This window comes from Micromonospora sonneratiae, from assembly GCF_042679305.1.
Classification (GTDB): Bacteria; Actinomycetota; Actinomycetes; order Mycobacteriales; family Micromonosporaceae; genus Micromonospora_H; species Micromonospora_H sonneratiae.
Genome location: NZ_JBHTMP010000039.1, coordinates 36003 through 53728, shown reverse-complemented (window position 1 = coordinate 53728; position 17726 = coordinate 36003). Strand labels below are relative to the sequence as shown.

Here is a 17726-nt window from a genome sequence, read left to right as displayed (position 1 = left end):
GCTCACGCCTCCCGACGGGCAGTCGCGGTGGAACCGGACGACGAAGCCGAGGTGAAACCCCGCTCAGCCGCATAGCGCTCAAGCATCTTTCGCAGGTTGCGCCGGCCCCGGTGCAGCCGCGACATCACCGTACCGATCGGGGTGCCCATGATGTCGGCGACCTCCTTGTAGGAGAAGCCTTCGACATCGGTGAGGTAGACCGCCAGCCGGAACTCCTCGGGCAACTGCTGCAACGCCTGCTTGATGTCGCTGTCCGGCAGGCGGTCCAGGGCCTCGGTCTCGGCCGAGCGCAGCCCGCTGGAGGTGTGCGACTCGGCTTCGGCGAGCTGCCAGTCGGTGATCTCCTCGGTCGGCGCCTGGATCGGCTGGCGCTGCCGCCGCCGATAAGAGTTGATGTAGGTGTTGGTCAGAATCCGGTACAGCCAGGCCTTGAGGTTGGTGCCCTCTTCGAACTGGTGGAAGGCGGAGTACGCCTTCAGATAGGTCTCCTGGACCAGATCCTCTGCGTCCGCGGGATTGCGGGTCATCCGCAGTCCGGCGGCGTAGAGCTGGTCGACGAAGGGCAGCGCGTCCCGCTCGAACCGCGTTCGACGCTCTTCTGTCTTCTCCGGTCGGGTCAACCGCACGTCCCCTCGCGTCGCATGCCGTCCTGCTGAGGATACGCGCATCGAACGAGCCGCAGATCCAGTTTTGGCCGATGTGCCGGTGCTCACCCGAGCCAGCTCGGCTGCCTCCCGGTCAGCCGGCCACTCGGGGGCATCCAGCAGTCGCTGGAGCCGGCGCGCACCACGCTCGTCGCGCTCCAGACCCTGTGTCTCGATCGCCACCGGTCAACTCCCTAGCCAATGGATAGCTTCCAGGAGCTGTAACACCACCCGACCGGCCGAACATTCCAGAACCCGCTCCCCATCCCTGGTCCCGGCCGTGGTCTACGCCACGACTGGGACCAGGAAGGGCCTGGGAGGATGACGCCGGCGCTACGGGGAACTCGTGGAAGTTCCTCCGGGGCGTCCGGCACCATGGCATGCAACGATCACCTACGCCGTGGGAAACGGTCGTGCCCAGTCGTACGTCCGTAGCCACGCCACGACCTCGGACGCCACCCCGGCCGGGTCCCGCCGCAGATCGTGCCGCTCCCCGGGACGGACCACCACCCGGATGTCCGGGCCGGTCGCCGGCACCCCGAACGGGTCCCGGTCCCCGTTGACCACGAGTGTCGGGAGTCCCGTCAGCAACTCCCCGGCCCGGGACCGTTCGGGCCGGCCCGGCGGGTGCAGCGGAAAGGCCAACGCCACGATTCCGGCGGCACCGGTCGACACCGCGGTACGGCAGGCGACCCGGGCACCGCTCGATCGGCCGCCCACGACGAGGGCCGGCACGGACCGATACCGGTCGCGCAGTACGTCGACCACCGCCGACCACGCCTCGTCGAGGTGGGCGGCGGGAGCGGGGGCCCGGCGACCGGCCACCCGGTAGGGCTGGGTGACCCGCGCTACCGCGACTCCGGCGGCGACGGCCGCGTCCCGCAGCGCGACCAGATCCGGCGCATCGACGCCGCCGCCGGCTCCGTGCCCCAGGACCAGCAGGCTGACCGGCTCGGCCCCGGGCAGGTCGAGCTGGACCATGGCGGGACCACGCGGGGTCTCGATCTCCTCGTCGCGGCGCACCGGCTCATTGTGCCCACCACCGGACCCGCCGATGGTCAGGCCAGCGGCACCAGGCTCAACATCCGCTCACGCGCGGCACACCCGCCCTCATCGACCGTGTCCAGGTCCGGTCTCATCGACCCGCGCCAGGCCACCAGCATGGCCCGCCGTTCCCGCGGGGTCGTACCGCCCCAGACGCCGTGACAGTCCCCGACCTCCAACGCCCAGGCCAGACACGGGCCCTGGACCTCGCAGGTACGGCACAGGGCCACAGCGGCATCCACCGGTTCGCTCGGCGCTGGAAAGAACGTCTCCGGGTCCACGCTCTGACACGCGCCCCTGGTCCGCCATGCGTCATCCAAGCGCCGCTCGCTGACCGCCCGAAGAAGCCTCGGGTCACGTCGTGCCGCAGCGACCTCATGCGGGCGTGGCATCCGCGCCCGTGTCATGCACCCACCTCCCCCGTGGGACCGGCAAGTTCGTAATTGTGTCCCTCGCCCTGGTGCGAATCGACATCAAATGCCGGCGCTGTGTTCTATCGCACTCACGAGGGCTGAGACAAGAGGTTGCCGCAAAGCTGCCGAAAAGAACGGGCGACGTTTCACCCTCAACTCTGGCAAATTAGTACGCGACAATGCACTGATCAACTTCGGAAGAAGTCAGAACAGGGTCAAATCGATATGCCCCGGCGGGGGCGATCCGAGCGGCGCGGCAGCGACCCGTTCGAGCAGACCGGGACCATCATTGCGAACATTTCCGACCCTGTTGCTGACCGGCCGGATTTCAATCCCGGCCAGCGTCTCGTCACCCGGCGGAGCCAGCAACTCGTCCGGCTCACCGTCCCCGGCCAGCCAGGTCGACCAGCGCTGCGGCGGCAGGATCAGCGGCATCCGCTCGTGCACGAGGGCCAGGTCCCCGAGGGCCGCAGTGGTGACCACGCTACAGGTGAGCAATGTCTCGGAACCGTCACCCCACAACGACCACAGACCGGCGAAGGCCAGCACACCGCCATCCGCGGGCGTCAGGTAATAGGCCTGCTTGGCACCGCTGTCCTGGCGTACCCATTCGTACCAGCCATCGGCCGGGACCAGACAGCGACGCCGGGCGAACGACCGGGCGTACGCATTGGTCGTGGCGACCGTCTCAGCCCGAGCATTGATCATGCGCGCGGCACCGCGGGCGTCCTTCGCCCAGGCCGGCACCAGCCCCCAGCGGGCCACGGAAAGCACCCGGCGCGGGTTGTCGTCCGCCGCCTGCTCCGATGCCTCCACGCCGGTCGCCGACGCCCCGGCGTCGGTCACCATCCGGACGATCGGCACCGGATCCGTCGGGGCCACGTTGTAGTCGGCGGCCAACCGGTCACCGGTCTCGTCGTACGACTCGAACAACGCGCTCAGGTCCGCCGCGCCACGGGTCGTGGCATACCTCCCACACATGGTTCCCACGCTAACCCGCACCCCGGACATCCGACCGGGTACGAAGCGACGCCTCCCGGGCCCGCCAGCCCGTGTCCCGATCACGCCCCGCCGGTGTCCCGCCCCGACCAGCCCGCCTCCCAGTCGCGGCCCCCGGCATCGGCGGCCACCGGATCGCCCGTCGTCCCGCGAGACGGGAGAATCGGGTACGGCGATCACGCCCCGCCAGCGGGACACGGCAGACTGTACGGGTGGCGAACCCGACGGCGAACCGTCCACCCCAGCCGTGGACCGCACCCACCGCGACCAACCCGGTCTCCTCGACCCTGCGTCTGCCCGGGTCCAAGTCGCTGACCGCCCGAGCGCTGGTGCTCAGCGCCATCGCGGCCGGCCCATCGACCCTGTATCGGCCGTTGCGGGCCCGGGACACCGAACTGATGGCCAGCGGCCTACGGGCGATGGGTGTCCACATGTCCACCGTGGACGACGAGCGTTGGCTGGTCCGGCCCCGCCCCCTACAGGGCCCGGCGCACGTCGACGTCGGTCTCGCCGGCACCATCATGCGGTTCGCGCCGGCAGTCGCCGGGCTGGCCGAAGGTCCGGTCACCTTCGACGGCGACCCGTACGCCCGGACCCGCCCGCTCGGGCCACTGGTCGAAGGACTGCGCTCCATCGGCGTACGTATCGACACCGCCCCCAATGGTGGCCTGCCGCTGACCGTGCACGGGACCGGCAGCGTCACCGGCGGCGAGGTGGTGATCGACGCCTCCGCCTCCAGCCAGTTCGTCTCGGGACTGCTGCTGGCCGCGCCACGCTTCGACCGGGGCATCGTGGTCCGCCACCAGGGTCCCCCGGTCCCGTCCGCGCCGCACCTGCGGATGACCGTGCAGATGCTGCGGGCGGCCGGTGCCGGTGTCGACGACACCACGCCCGACGTCTGGGTGGTCGAGCCGGGCCGGTTGTCCGGCCGGGGCTGGGAGATCGAGCCGGACCTCTCCGGCGCGGTGCCGTTCTTCGCCGCCGCCCTGATCACCGGCGGCGAGGTGACCCTGCTCGGCTGGCCACGCAGCAGTGCCCAGCCGGTCGACCGGCTACGTGCCCTGCTGCAACAGATGGGCGGCGAGGTGACGCTCGGCACCGACGGGCTGACCGTACGCGGCACCGGCGTCGTACACGGGCTCGAAGCGGACCTGTCCGACGTGAGCGAGCTGACCCCGGTGCTGGCCGCCCTGGCCTCGGTGGCCGACTCCCCGTCCCGCCTGACCGGGGTGGCGCACATCCGCGGGCACGAGACCGACCGACTCGCCGCCCTGGGCCGCGAACTGTCCCGGCTCGGCGCGGACGTGACCGAGACCGTCGACGGGCTGGAGATCCGGCCCCGACCGCTGCGCGGCGGTGTCTTCGAGACGTACCACGACCACCGGATGGCGCATGCGGCGGCGGTGATCGGGCTGGCCGTACCGGACGTCGAACTGAGCGATGTGGCGTGTACCTCGAAAACCCTGCCCGAATTCCCGGCACTATGGTCTGCGATGGTGACCGGTAGGAACTGACCGGAGAAACGAGGAGGCGATCCTGGCGGGCAAGCGGCGAGAGTACGACGAAGAGGACGTACGGGTCCGGCCGGGCCGGTCCTCGCGTCCCCGTACCCGTACCCGCCCTCGACACGAGAACGCGATCGAGGGATTCGTCGTGGCCGTGGACCGGGGTCGCTACACCTGTGTGATCACCGACCCGGCCGATCCCGGCGTGCCCGGTGGCGGGCCGGACGAGCGGACGGTCACCGCCATGCGGGCCCGGGAGCTGGGCCGCAAGTCGGTGGTGGTCGGCGATCGGGTCGCACTGGTGGGCGACACGTCCGGGGTGACCGGCGCGCTGGCCCGGATCGTCCGGATCGCCGAGCGCACGTCGGTGCTGCGGCGCACCGCCGACGACGACGAGAGCACCGCCGAAGGGCGGCTGGAACGGGTGGTCGTGGCCAACGCCGACCAGCTCGTGATCGTCAGCTCGCTGGCCGACCCGCCACCGCGTACCGGGTTCATCGACCGGTGCCTGGTGGCGGCGTACGACGCCGACATCGAACCGCTGCTCTGCCTCACCAAGGCCGACCTGGCGACGCCGGACGCCGTGCTCGACTACTACGCCGAGCTGGACCTGCCGTACGTGCTGGTCCGACCGGACTCCGACCTCGAACAGGTCGGCCAGCTACTGGCTGGTCGTATCTCGGTCATGGTCGGGCATTCGGGGGTGGGCAAGTCGACCCTGGTCAACCGCCTGGTGCCGGCGGCCGACCGGGCGGTCGGTACGGTCAGCGCCATCGGTCGTGGCCGGCACACGTCGACCAGCGCGGTGGCGCTACGACTTCCCGCCCGGCACCACGACGATGCGGGCGTCGACGCCCCGGGGGTCGCTGATCCGGGCGTCGACGACGCCACCACCGGCGGACCGGTTGATCCCGGCTGGATCGTGGACACTCCCGGCGTACGCAGCTTCGGCCTGGCACACGTTTCGGCGGAGAGTCTGCTCCACGGGTTCCCCGACCTGGTGGAGGGGACCCTCGAGTGTCCGGTCAACTGCGAGCACACCGCGAATGAGGCCGACTGCAAGTTGGATGCGTGGGTCGCCTCGGGCAACGCCGACCCGCGCCGGCTGGCTTCGTACCGCCGGTTGTTGGCGTCCCGGTCCGGCGACGTCGAGCAGTAGCGCTGCCGGCGATCGGACCAGCGCCCGGATCGTTCCGACGAAGGTCCGCGTGATCAGGGAACCTGCGTCGGACACGCCGGGGACACGCGCGAGTTGGTCCCTGATCACGCCGATCCTGGCGGATCAGATACCTTTCCGGCCATGGCCCGCTATGCCGATGACCTGGCCCTCGCCCACGTGTTGGCCGACACCGCCGACTCCATCTCGATGGCCAGGTTCCGGGCCATCGACCTGGCGGTGGAGTCGAAACCAGACCTGACCCCGGTCTCCGACGCCGACACTGCGGTGGAACGGGCGATCCGGGCCACGCTGTCCCGGGCCCGCCCCCGCGACAGCGTGCTCGGCGAGGAGTTCGGCACCGAGCCGGCAATCGCCGGGGCAGCCGCCCCGGACGGCGGCGAGCCGTCGACCGAAACACCCAACCGCCACGTCAACCGGCAGTGGGTGATCGATCCGATCGACGGCACGAAGAACTTCATCCGGGGCGTACCGATCTGGGCGACGCTGATCGCGCTGCTGGAGGATGGCCACCCGGTCGTCGGGCTGGTCTCCGCGCCGGCGCTCGGCCGCCGCTGGTGGGCAGCCACCGGCCACGGAGCGTACGCCGGGCGGCACCCCAGCTCCGCCACTCCGATCCGGGTGTCCGGGGTACGCAAGCTCGCCGACGCCAGCTTCTGTTACTCGTCCCTGGACGGCTGGGACGCCACCGGCCGCCTTCCGGCCATGCTCGACATCATGCGTGCCGCCTGGCGCAACCGCGCGTACGGCGACTTCTACGGCTACATGCTGGTGGCCGAGGGCGCGGTCGACGCGATGACCGAGCCGGAGTTGTCCCTGTGGGACCTGGCGGCGCTGGTACCCATCGTCACGGAGGCGGGCGGCACGATCAGCGACCTGTCCGGGCGACCCGGCCCCGGCGGGGGTAGCGCACTGGCCACCAACGGTCACCTCCACGGCGAGTTGCTCGGCCGACTGCGTTAGCCTGCCGCGCGCGCTCTGCCCGGGCACCCTCTATCCTCGCCAGGTGGCGTCCTCCGGCTGGTGGTTTCTGGCGATGATGATCATCGCCTATGGCGTTGCCAACATGCTCCAGTCGGTCGCGGCGGCCCGGACCACGATGCACCACTCGTTCGACCCCGGGCTGTTACTGAGACTGGCCTGCCACCGCACCTACCTGGTGGGGCTGGTCTGCCAGGTGCTCGGCTTCGTGCTGGCCTTCCTGGCCCGGCGCGACCTACCGCTGTTCCTGGTCCAGGCGAGCGTGGCAGCTGGCCTGGGGGTGACCGCGCTACTCGGGGTGCTGGTGCTCAAGTGGCGGTTGCCCGCTGCCGAGATCGCCCTGCTGATCCTGCTCTTCGCCGGAATCAGCGCGCTGATCCTGTCCGCCCAGCCGGCACCGTCCCGACAACTCGGTACGGCCGGCCTGGTCGCACTCGTGGTGGCGCTGGCGGTCATCAGCGGACTCGGCTTCTTCGCCGTACGTCTGCACGGCGCCCCCGGTTCGGTGGCCCTCGGCTCACTGGCCGGACTTGCCTTCTCCGCCGCTGCGGTGGCCGCCCGACCGCTGGCGTCGGCACAGAGCTTCGACATGTTCCTGCGCGACCCGCTGCTCTATCTGCTCATCGCCCACTCGATCGTCGGCCAGTTACTGCTCGGGCTGGCCATGCAACGCGGATCCACCACCGCGGCGGTGGCGGCGATGGACGCCGCCGGTGCCGTTCCCGCCGCGATCGTCGGCCTGTTGCTGCTCGACGACAAGATCTGGCCGGGACGGGAGTGGTTGGCCGCGACCGGCTTCCTGGTCACCCTGGCTGCCGTGATCGGCCTGACCAGATACGCCGAGCCACAGCATCACCACGAGGTGACACCGAGCGGAAAATGCAACCGGCTGCCGGATCCACCGGCTGCCCTACCGGCCCCGGCGGTCAACCCCCGGCTGACCCGAGACCTCTCCGCCAGTGGGGACGCCCGGAGCCACTGAGCCTGCGGGCCAGCCGCGACAAGGCCGGGGCGACCACGACGTCCGTCAGCGGCGGTGACTCACCACCCGTTCATAGAGCCGTTCCAGCGTGCCGGCGGCCCGATCCCAGGTGTAGCTGCACCGTACCCGGTCCACGGCGGCGTGGCCGAAGGCGAACCGCTCCGCGTCGTCGCTGAGCAACCGGCGCAGGGTCACGCCCAGGCTCCGTACGTCGCCGGGTGGCACCAGCCGGCCCGTCACCTCGTCCACCACGGTGTCCGCGACGCCGCCCAGGGCGTACCCGACCACCGGGACGCCGCAGGCCATCGCCTCCAGCGGTACCCGACCGGCGGAGGCGTAGCGTGGGGAACACACCACCACGTCGGCTGACCTGTACCAGGCCGGCGTCTGTTCGTGCGGCACCGCCCCGACCAGCCGCACCTGGTCGGCCACCCCGCAGCGGGCGGCAAGGTCACGCAGCCGCCGGGCATCCGGGTCGTTGGCCAACTCCCCGGCCGCCGGGCCACCCACGATGATCAGCTCCGCGTCACTGACCAGCCGCATCGCCTGGATCAGATCGTCCTGTCCATGCCCGGCCGTCAGTCCGCCGACGGACAGGATCCGGGCCTGATGGTCCCGGGGCTCCGCCTCCCCGTCCGGGTTGAAGCGGGCGGTATCGACCCCGGCGGGCACCACGGCCACCGCCGCCCGTTGCAGTCCCATCCGGGTCAACTCGTCCACCTCGTCGGTGGACTGGGCAACCGCCAGGTCGACCGCGCGACTCAGCGCGCGTTCCAGCGGTATGCGTTCCCCCGGCCCGGCGTAGGCACGACCGAGATGGCGCAGTTGCTCGACACCGAGTGAGTGGAAGGTCTGCACCACCGGGATGGTCGTCTGTCGTACGGCGGTGGCCGCAGCGAGGCCACCGACCCAGAAGTGGCCGTGCACCACATCCGGCGTCCAGTCACCGGCCCACCGGTCGGTGAGCCACTGCCCGAACTCGGGCACATACGGGACGAGGTCGGCGGTCGGGGTACGGGTGGACGGCCCCACCGGCACCCGTACGACCCGATAGCCTGCGATGTCCGATGTCGCCGGGAGATCCGGGTCGTCCCGCCGCTCGTAGACATGTACGTCGTGTCCCCGAATGGTCAGTTCGGCCGCCACCCGGGCGATGTGCTGATGGGTTCCGACCACCGGCCCATGTGGGCCCGGTGGACTGGCGTGCGCGCAGACTAGGCCAACGCGCATTCTCGACACCTCCATCGGAGCAAGGGGCTTCCGATCAGAGGCTCCCATTTAACCGGCCTGCCCCGAGCCGAAACCTGTCAAGTCGATCCGGGGCCACACAGGCACACCCGGCCCGGGGCCACACAGGCAACCCGGTGCGGCCCGCGCGGGCGACGCCAGCGGCGTACCCGGTTACAGTCGCAGACAGCGGGGTAGTGCGTTGACATGCGCGATGACCAGTACCTGACGCCCGTGTCCGACCCGGAGGCCGAAGGGCTGCCAGACACCGCCGATGACGATTCCACGGCCAACGACGATGTCGACACCGGCCGGGAGGCCGACGGCCTGGAGCCGGCCGCGTTGCCCGCCGACCGGCCGGTGGCCGTCGACCGGTTCGGCAACACCGCCGAGGAGCAGCGGGCGGGCGAGTCGCTCGACTACAAGGTCGCGCGGGAGCAGTGGGACCGTCCGGTCGACGATCCGTTGTCGGCGTCGGCCGATGCCCGGCTGAGCGGCGAGGCCGACAGCGACGAGGCAGCCGCCGAGGCACAACTGGACGCGGACGTCATGGACCCGGGGCCGACCTCGGACCCCAACTCTCCGGTGTCGCTCTACGACTACGGCAATCTCTCCGGTTCGCTCGGCGCCCCGGTGGGCCGGTTGACCGAGCCCGACGAGGGCATCGGCCCGGACGTGGAAAGCGACGCGGTGGGGTTCGATGCCGGGGTCGCCGGCGGCGGCCAGTCAGCCGAGGAGCTGGCGGTCCATGAAACTCCGCCACCGGACTGAGCCGACTCCTTCCGGACCGGTCCGCATCACCCCGGATCAACCGCATCGCTCTGGGCCTGTCCGCATCACCCCGGATCTACCGCATCGCTCCGAAGCAACCGCATCGCCCCGGACCGAGCCGGATCAGTCGTCCAGCCCCTGGGCGATGGCATAGCGGGTCAACTCCACCCGGTTGTGCAGTTGTAGCTTCCCCAACGTGTTCTGGACGTGGTTCTGCACCGTCCGGTGGGACAGGCTGAGGCGCTCGGCGATCTGCTTGTAGGACAGGCCCTTGGCCACCAGCCGCAGCACCTCCGTCTCCCGGTCGGTGAGCCGGGGCGTGCCGTCCTCCGTCCCGGCGGGCGGGGTCGTGGCCAGCCGGCGGTACTCCCCCAGCACCAAGCCGGCCAGTCCCGGCGTGAAGACCGTCTCCCCACTGGCGGTGCGCCGGACAGCGTCGAGAAATTCCTGCGGTCCGGCGGACTTGACCAGGTAACCGGTCGCCCCCGCCTTCACCGCGTCGAGCACGCTCTGCTGTTCGCCGCTGGCCGAGAGCATCAGCACCCGTACGTCCGGCACCGCTTCGCGCAGGCTGCGGATCACCTCCACCCCGGAGATGTCCGGCAACTGCAGGTCGAGTACGACCACATCCGGCCGGACCGCACCGGCGATACGGACGGCCTGCCGACCTTCGCCCGTCGTGGCGACGACGTGGTGGCCGGCCTCGGTCAGGTCGCGGGCCACGCCCTCCCGCCACATCGGATGGTCGTCGACCACCATCACCCGGATCTGCGCCTCGCCATCTCCAGTCACGCCGCCCACCCTAGACGAGTAGTTCCGAAATCTGGCCGGTCCCGGCGGTCAGGGGAGGCCGCCGTAGAGCCTGTCGAGCTGCCTCGTCTACGCTCCCACCTCTCTGCCCCGGCACCTGGCGGGCGCTTTCGCGGACGGACATCGCCCCTGGACAAGGAACCTCCCGAGACGACGCACGCCGATACCAGCAGCCGACCCCGGTGTCGACCCCGTAGCGGTCGGCCGCCTCGTGTGAATCCTGACCACCGATGGCGCAACGGCTTGCCCCGCCTGTGCGCCCAGCTCGACAGCCAGCAGACCTCCTCGCCCCCGGCATCGGCGGCGGAAACAACAACAGTTACGCGACACCCGACCAGTAGTCACGAAACCCGGCCAGTGGCCGTCGACGGCCACGTCCAGGTTCTGCATCACAACACGATCCTGGACACCCTCCCCATGCCCGAACATCGACCTCTGACTTCGGAACTACTCGGCTAGGCGACCGTCCACGGTCTGACACGTGCCGACCTGGCCACCGGACCGGAGACCGGACCGGAGACCGAGCGGGCAGCCGACCACGGGCCACCGACCGGGCGGCGCAGGTGCCGGCACCTGGGCTCAGCTCCTCGACGGTGCCGTCAGCCCGAGCAGTATCGGACCGGTCGGTGCTGCGATCAGCTCGTCGAGCGGCACATCGTCGAGGGTGGCGAGGAACGCCTGTTGCGCACGATGCAGGACTGAACGGAGCCGGCAGCCGTGGCGCAGTGGACACGGTGGCGTCGCACAGTCGACGACCTCGCCCTCGCCCTCGAAGGCGCGGACGACATAGCCGACTGTGACGTGCCGCGCGTCAGCCTCCAACTCCACCCCACCGGCCCGACCCCGCGTCGTCACCAGCACGTTCGTCCGTTGCAGACGCTGGACGATCTTGGCGATGTGGTTGCGGGGCACCGCCAGTTCGGTGGCGAGTTCCTCCACGGTCATCCGGTCGTTCCGCACCGCAACGAGCATCGCGATCCGTAGCGCGATGTCGGTGGACCGGTTGATTTTCACGGTGCAGACGATAGCCAAGCCGCTTACAACCAGCTAGCCATCGAGAACCCGCAGTGAATGGCCGAACCGGTACCGCCCGGTCCGTCTGATCGGCCGACCCTACGGGATGCTCGGGCCGGACCTCCGCCACGCCTGCCGTGGCACCGACCGCCGGTGGTCGCGAGCCGGTCTCGGTAGGCGCAACTCGACCTCGGTGCCCTGCCCCGGGGCGGAGATGATCTGGGCTGAACCGCCCAGCGTGGCCATCCGGCCCTGGATGGACTGGGCCACCCCCAGCCGCCCCTGGTCGGCAGCCTCGGCCAGCCGGCCCGCCGGGATGCCCGGCCCGTCGTCGCGTACGGAGATGACGACCAGGTCGGTCTCCTCCTCGACCAGCACCCACGCCCGGCCACCACCATGCCGCTCGGCGTTGTCCAGCGCCGCCCCGGTCGCCGCTCTGATCTCCCGGGCGACACCGGCCGGAAGGCGTACCGGAGTCGCCGGGCTGGCGATCGAGACCGTCGGCGAGGCGTACGCGCCGAGCACCGTACGCAGATCTGCCTCCTCCCCGTCCGATGGCCCGTCGACGCCGTCAACGTCGTCGTCGCCGTCGGGTGCCCGGGTGGCGATCAGTGACCGCAGCGCCGCCTCCTGCTGTCCGGCCAGCCGGGCCAACTCCCCCGCCTCGCCGTCCAGGTGGGCACCCCGCCGCTGCACCAGGGCCAGTACCTGCAACACCGAGTCGTGGATGTCCCGGGCCAGCCGTTCCCGCTCACGGGTCGCGGCGGCAAGTTCGACCGCGCGTTGCAGTCGCTCCTCGGCGATCACGGCCAGCCGGGCGACATGTCCGACGGCGACCCCGGCCAGCAGCATCAGCATTCCGCCGGTGAGGGTCGACTGGCTCACCTGCTCCCGTACGGTCAGGTCCGCGGCACCGATGATCAGCGCAGCCGCCACGCCTCTGCGCCGACCTCCGGAGACCGCCCAGGTCAGCACCGGACCGGCCAACCAGGCCACCGGCAGGGTCGGCACGCCTGCGGCCAGGGCCGACTGTCCGACCACCCAGGGGGTGGTCAGCAGGACCGCCATGACGACCGCCAGATCGGCGGCCAGCAGCGGCCATCGACGCCAGGCCGGCCGGGCGTACGCATACGCCGTGAAGATCGTCCACCCGGTCATGACCAGCAGCGCCGGTACGGCCGCGACCGGATGTGCGTAGTCGCGTGCGTTGCGCACGACCAGCACGAGGACGTACGCCAGTGAGGCGAACCGGAAGACGGCGATGGATCGCCACAGTGGCACCTGAAGGCTGCCGGGAGAGGACGGCATTGCCAGACCATGCCACACTCCGGATCATCCGATGATCCTCACCGGGTGCCGACTTCCCTGCTCGGCTGAAGTGCACAGCCGCATACCTTGACGTAGGGTTAAAAAGCCGCTAAAGCACTCGACTATCGACGGCGGGACGCTGCCCATGGCCGAAACAGAACCCTACGCGCCGCGCACAGTCGCGCCGAGCGGCCTTCCTCTCCTCATCGCCGAGGCATTCGATCGGGGCCGGGTCACCGGGCTCCGCCATGCCGTCGCAGCCTACGCCGAGGCGTCCGGGCTGGCCGGCCAGCGCCTCGAGGACTTCGTGCTGGCCGTCAACGAGCTGATCACGAACGCCGTACGGCACGGCGGCGGCCAGGGCTGGCTGCGGCTGTGGCGGGAGGACCACACCGTACGGTGTGAGGTGTCGGACAGCGGTGGCGGCATCGCGGCCAGTCAGCTCGGCGACCGGGACCGCCCGCCGCCGAACACCACCGGTGGACGCGGGCTGTGGTTGGCCCGACAGCTCAGCGACGACATGGTGGTGAACACCGACGCGACGGGCACCACCATCCAGATCAGTACGGCGGTCGGTGACCCGACCGGCTAGTCGCCGCTCCGGCTCCCGACCGCCGTCGTCGTCCTCTTCGTCGGCGCTGGCGTTGGACGCTAGGCGAACAGGGCACTCACCGATTCGCCGTTGTGGATCCGGCGCATCGCCTCCGCCAACGCCGGTGCCACCGAGAGCACCTTCAACTTCGGTACCTGCTTCTCGGCCGGGATCGGGACGGTGTTGGTGCAGACGATCTCCAACACCCCGTCCTGCTGGCTGAGCCGGTCGAGCGCGTCGCTGGAGAACAGGCCATGGGTGCAGGCCAGCCGGATCGAGCGGACCTTCTGGTCCCGCAGGTGGTCCATCAGCTCGATGACCGTACTGCCCTTGGCGATCTCGTCGTCGAGCACGATGACGTGCCGGTCCACCACGTCACCGATCACCGCGCTGATCTTCACCCGGTCGTCACTGAACCGCTGTTTCGCCCCGGCGGCCACGGGTGTGCCGAGCATCCGGGCGAAGGCCGCCGCCTCCTTGGCGTTGCCCAGGTCGGGCGAGACCACCACGGTGTCGGTCAGGTCGTACCGCTTGAAGTAGTTGGCCAACTCGCGCAGCGCGTGCAGGTGGTCGACCGGCACGCTGAAGAAGCCGTGCACCTGCGGCGAGTGCAGCGTCATCGCCAGCACCCGATCGGCGCCGGCCGAGACCAGCAGGTCGGCGACCAGCCGGGCACCGATGGAGATACGCGGGGCGTCCTTCTTGTCCGACCGGGCGTAGGCGTAGTGCGGCAGGACCACCGTCGTACGCGCCGCCGACGCACCCCGCGCGGCATCGAGCATCAGCAGCAGTTCCACCAAATTTTCCTGTACGGGTGGCACGAGCGGCTGGATCAGGAAGACGTCCCGCTCCCGGCAGTTGGCCTGCAACTGCACTTCCAGACAGTCGTTGGCGAACCGTGAGGTGCGTACGGGCAGCAGTGGGACGTCGAGTTGGGCACAGATCTCGGCCGCGAGTTCCGGGTGGGCACTTCCACTGAAAACAGCGATCTCTTCACGCACAGCCGCATGTTAACCGGATGTTCTCCGGCCTTCGCCGCCGTACTACCAGGTACGGCCGGTAAGCCGTTGATAGACGTCGACGTAGCGGGCCCGGGTCGCCTCGATCACCTCGGCTGGGACCTCGGGGGCCGGCGCCTGCTTGTCCCAACCGGTACCAACCGCCCAGTCGCGGACATACTGCTTGTCGAAGGAGAACTGCGTCCGGCCGGGCTGGTACGACTCTGCCGGCCAGAAACGCGACGAGTCTGAGGTGAGGACCTCGTCGGCCAGCATCAGCGTCCCGTCCGGCGTCCAACCGAACTCGACCTTGGTGTCGGCGACGATGATGCCCCGCTCGGCGGCCAACTCGGCCCCCCGGCGGTAGACGGCAAGGGTGACGTCACGCAACTCGGCCGCGGTGTCGGCCCCCACCTTGGCGACCACGCCCTCGAAGTCGATGGACTCGTCGTGCTCCCCGAGCGGCGCCTTCGTCGTGGGGGTGAACACCGCTTCGGGCAGCTTCGACGCCTCGACCAGACCGGGCGGCAGCGGGACGCCGGAGACAGAACCGAGCCGCTCGTACTCCTTGAGCCCCGAACCGGTCAGGTAGCCCCGGGCGATGCACTCGACCGGCACCATGTTCAGCCGCCGGCAGCGGATCGCCCGGCCGGCGAACTCGGCGGGAACGTCGGTCGCGGAGATCACGTGGTTGGGGACCAGATCCGCCAACTGCTCGAACCACCACAGGGACAGCGCGGTGAGCAGCTTGCCCTTGTCCGGGATCGGGGTCGGTAGCACGACGTCGTAGACCGACAGCCGATCGGAAGCGACCAGAATGAGGTCGGCACCATCGGCGTACACGTCCCTGACCTTGCCCGAATGCAGCAGCTCCACGGGCACTAGTAGAGCATGACCCGGCGCAAGCGCCGATTTGGCGTACCCGGATGACCGTTGACACCCGGCGGAACAGCCTGTGTAAATGGTCAGGATCATCACTCAGGTGGCTGACCCGGCCGACCAGCAACCGGGTCCGGGCCGACCGTCAGGAGATCCCTTGCCGCTTTCCTCTCCCGTCCCGATCCGCTCGGGCCCGCCGGCCCCGACCCGGCGACGTCTGCTGCAAGCGACGGTCCTCTCCGGTGCCACGCTGCTCGTCGGCGGTACGACAGCGTGCACCGAGGAGCCGACCGACCCGGCCAACGAGCGGGTCGAACTGTCGGTCTTCTGGTGGGGTGGGAAGGAACGGGCCACGCTGACCGAACGCGCCCTCGCGCTCTACTCCCGCCGGCATCCGTCGGTGACGTTCCGTTTGACCTGGCAGGGGGAGACCGGTTACTACGACCGGCTGGCCACCCAGACCATGGGTGGAAACGCACCCGACCTGTTCCAGATCGACGACGGCCACCTCAGCGAGTACGCCCACCGCAGGATCGTGCTGGACCTGACCGACTTCGTCGCCGACGGCCGGATCGACCTGCGGAACCTGCCACCGAGCCTGGTGCAGTACGGGCGGATCGGCGGCCGGACGGTGGCCGTGGCCGCCGCCGGGAACACTCCGGGACTGATCTACAACCGGTCCCTGCTCCGACGCCTGAAACTGCCCGAGCCGCACATCGGGATGTCGTACGACGAGTTCTTCCGTTGGATCGGCACCGTCGGCAGGCGCAGCGAAGGTCGGGTGGCCGGCACCATGGACCCGTCCGGCGACTACAGGGCGTTGTGGCTGTGGTTACGAACGCACGGCCGGGAGCTCTACCACGGACGGCAGGTCGGCTTCACGGTCGATGATCTGACCCGCTGGCTGGACATGTGGCAGAGTGCCCGGTCCAACCGCACCGCCCCGGGACCGGTCGTCGTCCGGGCGACCGACGAGCCGGACCCCGCTCGGCAGCCAATCGTGTCCGGGCGGGTCGCCACCGTCTTCGCCTGGGCCGACGAGCTGCCGGAGTTGCAACGCCACACCGGCGACGAACTCGCCGTGATCTCCTACCCCGGAGCACCCGAGGCCCACTGGGCGCGGGCCTCGATGTACTGGGCCGGCTTCCATGGCACCCGCCACCCGCAGACCGTCGCCGACGTCATCGACTTCCTGACGAACGAGACGGAGGTCGGCCGGGTTCTCGGTGCCGAACGCGGCCTGAACGCGAACCTGAACATCCGGCGGGTCGTCGAACAGTCGTTGACCGACCAGGGCATGAAGCGGGTTGCAGCCTTCGAGAATGCGATGAGCAGCCGGTTCGGACCGGCCCCGGTCCCGCCGCCGAAGGGTCACGGCAGGGTGCGTGCCCTGCTGGCGACGACCGCGGAAAGCGCCCGGTCCGGCCAGCAGACCAGCCGGGGAGCCGCGATCCAGTTCATCGCCCGCGCGAATGCCGCTCTGGTCAGCTGATCTTCCACCGGTCGGCTGGCCAGACGGAGCATCGGTGACGATCGGGTCGATGGTCGCCCAGCCGAGCCACCGTCACCGACCCCTCGGTCAGCCGCGGCCCCGCCGGTTGCGCATCACGAAGAACAGCACCAGCACCACAATGCCGACCACGACGAGGCAGCAGATCGCCCCGAAGAAGCCGCCGAAGCCCCGGGGCCGCCGCCGGGCAGCCTCCACGACCATTGCCCCGGTGTCGGTCGATGCCCAGGCAGCGGCCGGAACCAGCAGGGTCAACATCACGCCGCTGACAACCGCGCTCAGCCGCGCCCACCACGTACCCAATACAGACATGCCCCCATCCTCCCCGGTGCGCGCAAGCCTGACCCTGGGTTGGCCGTTATCCGACTCGGGGGCGGATCGGGTCCGGTCCATCGGCGAAGACGCGACAACCGGCGGGGTGGTGTCCCAGACACCACCCCGCCGGTCTCGTCAGCCGCCTACGCCCGCCACAGCGGGCGCCCGCGCTCGTTGCAGAGGACGCCTACGCGCCCAGCCACGGCCGGCGCCCACGCTGGCCGCAGAAAACGCCTGCGCCGGGGACTAGTCGGCCAGCGTCACGATCGAATTGGCCCACCGGAAGTACTTGTTGGTGCCGAAGTCCCGGACGGTCTTGATGCCGAAGGCCTTCAGCAGCAACTCCGCGTCGCCCTCCGACACCCCCTGGATGGCGGTGACCGGGGCGTCCGCAAGCTCCTGCGCGCTCTTGCCCTCCCAGTCCTTGGACAGCTTCGCTTCCAGTCCCAGCATGTTCACTCCTTTCAGATGGCCCGGCCCCACGCCGAGCCGCTGCAAAACAGGCCAGCCCCCGCTGGGGTACGGCTACCGGTGACGAACCATGGCCAACCGACGCG

The 17726-nt window shown here is 70.1% G+C and carries 19 protein-coding genes; 7 read left to right on the top strand and 12 right to left on the bottom strand.

All coding sequences use genetic code 11. From position 1 onward, the window contains the following. Window positions 1–2: 2 nt before the first annotated feature. From ACFQ4H_RS22960 to ACFQ4H_RS22945, 4 genes are all read right to left on the bottom strand, one after another. Window positions 3–827: a sigma-70 family RNA polymerase sigma factor gene (locus ACFQ4H_RS22960; protein ID WP_377573772.1), complete on the bottom strand. Its 825-nt coding sequence runs from the start codon at window positions 825–827 to the stop codon at window positions 3–5. Window positions 828–1037: 210 nt separating this feature from the next. Further along, window positions 1038–1667, bottom strand: a complete 630-nt coding sequence (locus tag ACFQ4H_RS22955) for an alpha/beta hydrolase family protein (protein ID WP_377573769.1) — start codon at window positions 1665–1667, stop codon at window positions 1038–1040. A gap of 35 nt (window positions 1668–1702) precedes the next feature. Continuing rightward, window positions 1703–2095, bottom strand: coding sequence for a WhiB family transcriptional regulator (locus ACFQ4H_RS22950; protein ID WP_377573767.1), 393 nt, complete (start codon window positions 2093–2095; stop codon window positions 1703–1705). Between the two features lie 210 nt (window positions 2096–2305). After that, window positions 2306–3082, bottom strand: a complete 777-nt coding sequence (locus ACFQ4H_RS22945) for an SOS response-associated peptidase (protein WP_377573764.1) — start codon at window positions 3080–3082, stop codon at window positions 2306–2308. 230 nt (window positions 3083–3312) lie between these two features. Here ACFQ4H_RS22945 and aroA point away from each other — a divergent pair, with 230 nt between their 5' ends. The 4 genes from aroA to ACFQ4H_RS22925 all read left to right on the top strand — a co-directional run bounded on the left by aroA (window position 3313) and on the right by ACFQ4H_RS22925 (window position 7745). Further along, window positions 3313–4614, top strand: coding sequence for a 3-phosphoshikimate 1-carboxyvinyltransferase (gene aroA, locus ACFQ4H_RS22940; RefSeq protein WP_377573761.1), 1302 nt, complete (start codon window positions 3313–3315; stop codon window positions 4612–4614). A gap of 22 nt (window positions 4615–4636) precedes the next feature. Continuing rightward, window positions 4637–5764 (top strand): ribosome small subunit-dependent GTPase A, encoded by a 1128-nt coding sequence (gene rsgA / locus ACFQ4H_RS22935; RefSeq protein ID WP_377573811.1) that lies wholly within the window; start codon window positions 4637–4639, stop codon window positions 5762–5764. A 141-nt stretch (window positions 5765–5905) separates the two neighbouring features. Beyond that, the gene (locus tag ACFQ4H_RS22930; RefSeq protein ID WP_377573758.1) at window positions 5906–6745 is read left to right on the top strand and encodes an inositol monophosphatase family protein; all 840 of its coding nucleotides are present in this window, start codon (window positions 5906–5908) and stop codon (window positions 6743–6745) included. A gap of 76 nt (window positions 6746–6821) precedes the next feature. Beyond that, on the top strand, window positions 6822–7745 hold the full coding sequence (locus ACFQ4H_RS22925) for a hypothetical protein (RefSeq protein WP_377573808.1): 924 nt from the start codon (window positions 6822–6824) through the stop codon (window positions 7743–7745). A 45-nt stretch (window positions 7746–7790) separates the two neighbouring features. Here ACFQ4H_RS22925 and ACFQ4H_RS22920 read toward each other — a convergent pair whose 3' ends face one another. Further along, the gene (locus ACFQ4H_RS22920; protein WP_377573756.1) at window positions 7791–8975 is read right to left on the bottom strand and encodes a glycosyltransferase; all 1185 of its coding nucleotides are present in this window, start codon (window positions 8973–8975) and stop codon (window positions 7791–7793) included. A gap of 204 nt (window positions 8976–9179) precedes the next feature. On the opposite strand from ACFQ4H_RS22920, the gene ACFQ4H_RS22915 reads away from it, so the two are divergent. After that, entirely contained in the window at window positions 9180–9743 is a 564-nt protein-coding gene (locus tag ACFQ4H_RS22915) for a DUF5709 domain-containing protein (protein WP_377573753.1), read from the top strand. 123 nt (window positions 9744–9866) lie between these two features. Here ACFQ4H_RS22915 and ACFQ4H_RS22910 read toward each other — a convergent pair whose 3' ends face one another. The 3 genes from ACFQ4H_RS22910 to macS form a co-directional block, all read right to left on the bottom strand. Next, entirely contained in the window at window positions 9867–10502 is a 636-nt protein-coding gene (locus tag ACFQ4H_RS22910) for a response regulator (RefSeq protein ID WP_377573805.1), read from the bottom strand. Window positions 10503–11132: 630 nt separating this feature from the next. Beyond that, window positions 11133–11567, bottom strand: coding sequence for an RrF2 family transcriptional regulator (locus tag ACFQ4H_RS22905; protein WP_377573750.1), 435 nt, complete (start codon window positions 11565–11567; stop codon window positions 11133–11135). 99 nt (window positions 11568–11666) lie between these two features. Continuing rightward, a complete protein-coding gene (gene macS, locus ACFQ4H_RS22900) occupies window positions 11667–12875 on the bottom strand; it encodes a MacS family sensor histidine kinase (protein WP_377573747.1) in 1209 nt (402 codons plus the stop codon). Window positions 12876–13020: 145 nt separating this feature from the next. Here macS and ACFQ4H_RS22895 point away from each other — a divergent pair, with 145 nt between their 5' ends. Further along, window positions 13021–13467, top strand: coding sequence for an ATP-binding protein (locus ACFQ4H_RS22895; protein ID WP_377573745.1), 447 nt, complete (start codon window positions 13021–13023; stop codon window positions 13465–13467). Window positions 13468–13526: 59 nt separating this feature from the next. On the opposite strand, the gene ACFQ4H_RS22890 is transcribed toward ACFQ4H_RS22895, so the two are convergent. Further along, a complete protein-coding gene (locus ACFQ4H_RS22890; RefSeq protein ID WP_377573742.1) occupies window positions 13527–14468 on the bottom strand; it encodes a ribose-phosphate diphosphokinase in 942 nt (313 codons plus the stop codon). A gap of 42 nt (window positions 14469–14510) precedes the next feature. Continuing rightward, window positions 14511–15341, bottom strand: coding sequence for a phosphoribosylaminoimidazolesuccinocarboxamide synthase (locus ACFQ4H_RS22885; RefSeq protein WP_377573739.1), 831 nt, complete (start codon window positions 15339–15341; stop codon window positions 14511–14513). A gap of 160 nt (window positions 15342–15501) precedes the next feature. Between ACFQ4H_RS22885 and ACFQ4H_RS22880 the strand changes: the two genes are divergently transcribed. Beyond that, window positions 15502–16836 carry an ABC transporter substrate-binding protein gene (locus tag ACFQ4H_RS22880; protein WP_377573736.1) on the top strand — a complete coding sequence of 445 codons (1335 nt, stop codon included), beginning with the start codon at window positions 15502–15504 and terminating at the stop codon, window positions 16834–16836. An 87-nt stretch (window positions 16837–16923) separates the two neighbouring features. Here the strand turns inward: ACFQ4H_RS22880 and ACFQ4H_RS22875 are convergent, their stop codons facing one another. After that, entirely contained in the window at window positions 16924–17166 is a 243-nt protein-coding gene (locus tag ACFQ4H_RS22875; RefSeq protein WP_377573733.1) for a hypothetical protein, read from the bottom strand. 249 nt (window positions 17167–17415) lie between these two features. Beyond that, window positions 17416–17622 carry a hypothetical protein gene (locus ACFQ4H_RS22870; protein WP_377573730.1) on the bottom strand — a complete coding sequence of 69 codons (207 nt, stop codon included), beginning with the start codon at window positions 17620–17622 and terminating at the stop codon, window positions 17416–17418. Window positions 17623–17726: the final 104 nt, after the last annotated feature.

Excerpts from the sequence above, each read along its gene's own strand:
- ACFQ4H_RS22930 (WP_377573758.1), top strand. The coding sequence starts at position 5,906 with ATGGCCCGCTATGCCGATGACCTGGCCCTCGCCCACGTGTTGGCCGAC.
- ACFQ4H_RS22925 (WP_377573808.1), top strand. The coding sequence starts at position 6,822 with ATGATCATCGCCTATGGCGTTGCCAACATGCTCCAGTCGGTCGCGGCG.
- ACFQ4H_RS22910 (WP_377573805.1), bottom strand. The coding sequence starts at position 10,502 with ATGGTGGTCGACGACCATCCGATGTGGCGGGAGGGCGTGGCCCGCGAC.
- ACFQ4H_RS22915 (WP_377573753.1), top strand. The coding sequence starts at position 9,180 with ATGCGCGATGACCAGTACCTGACGCCCGTGTCCGACCCGGAGGCCGAA.
- ACFQ4H_RS22920 (WP_377573756.1), bottom strand. The coding sequence starts at position 8,975 with ATGCGCGTTGGCCTAGTCTGCGCGCACGCCAGTCCACCGGGCCCACAT.
- ACFQ4H_RS22950 (WP_377573767.1), bottom strand. The coding sequence starts at position 2,095 with ATGACACGGGCGCGGATGCCACGCCCGCATGAGGTCGCTGCGGCACGA.
- ACFQ4H_RS22895 (WP_377573745.1), top strand. The coding sequence starts at position 13,021 with ATGGCCGAAACAGAACCCTACGCGCCGCGCACAGTCGCGCCGAGCGGC.
- macS (WP_377573747.1), bottom strand. The coding sequence starts at position 12,875 with ATGCCGTCCTCTCCCGGCAGCCTTCAGGTGCCACTGTGGCGATCCATC.
- ACFQ4H_RS22870 (WP_377573730.1), bottom strand. The coding sequence starts at position 17,622 with ATGCTGGGACTGGAAGCGAAGCTGTCCAAGGACTGGGAGGGCAAGAGC.
- ACFQ4H_RS22875 (WP_377573733.1), bottom strand. The coding sequence starts at position 17,166 with ATGTCTGTATTGGGTACGTGGTGGGCGCGGCTGAGCGCGGTTGTCAGC.
- ACFQ4H_RS22945 (WP_377573764.1), bottom strand. The coding sequence starts at position 3,082 with ATGTGTGGGAGGTATGCCACGACCCGTGGCGCGGCGGACCTGAGCGCG.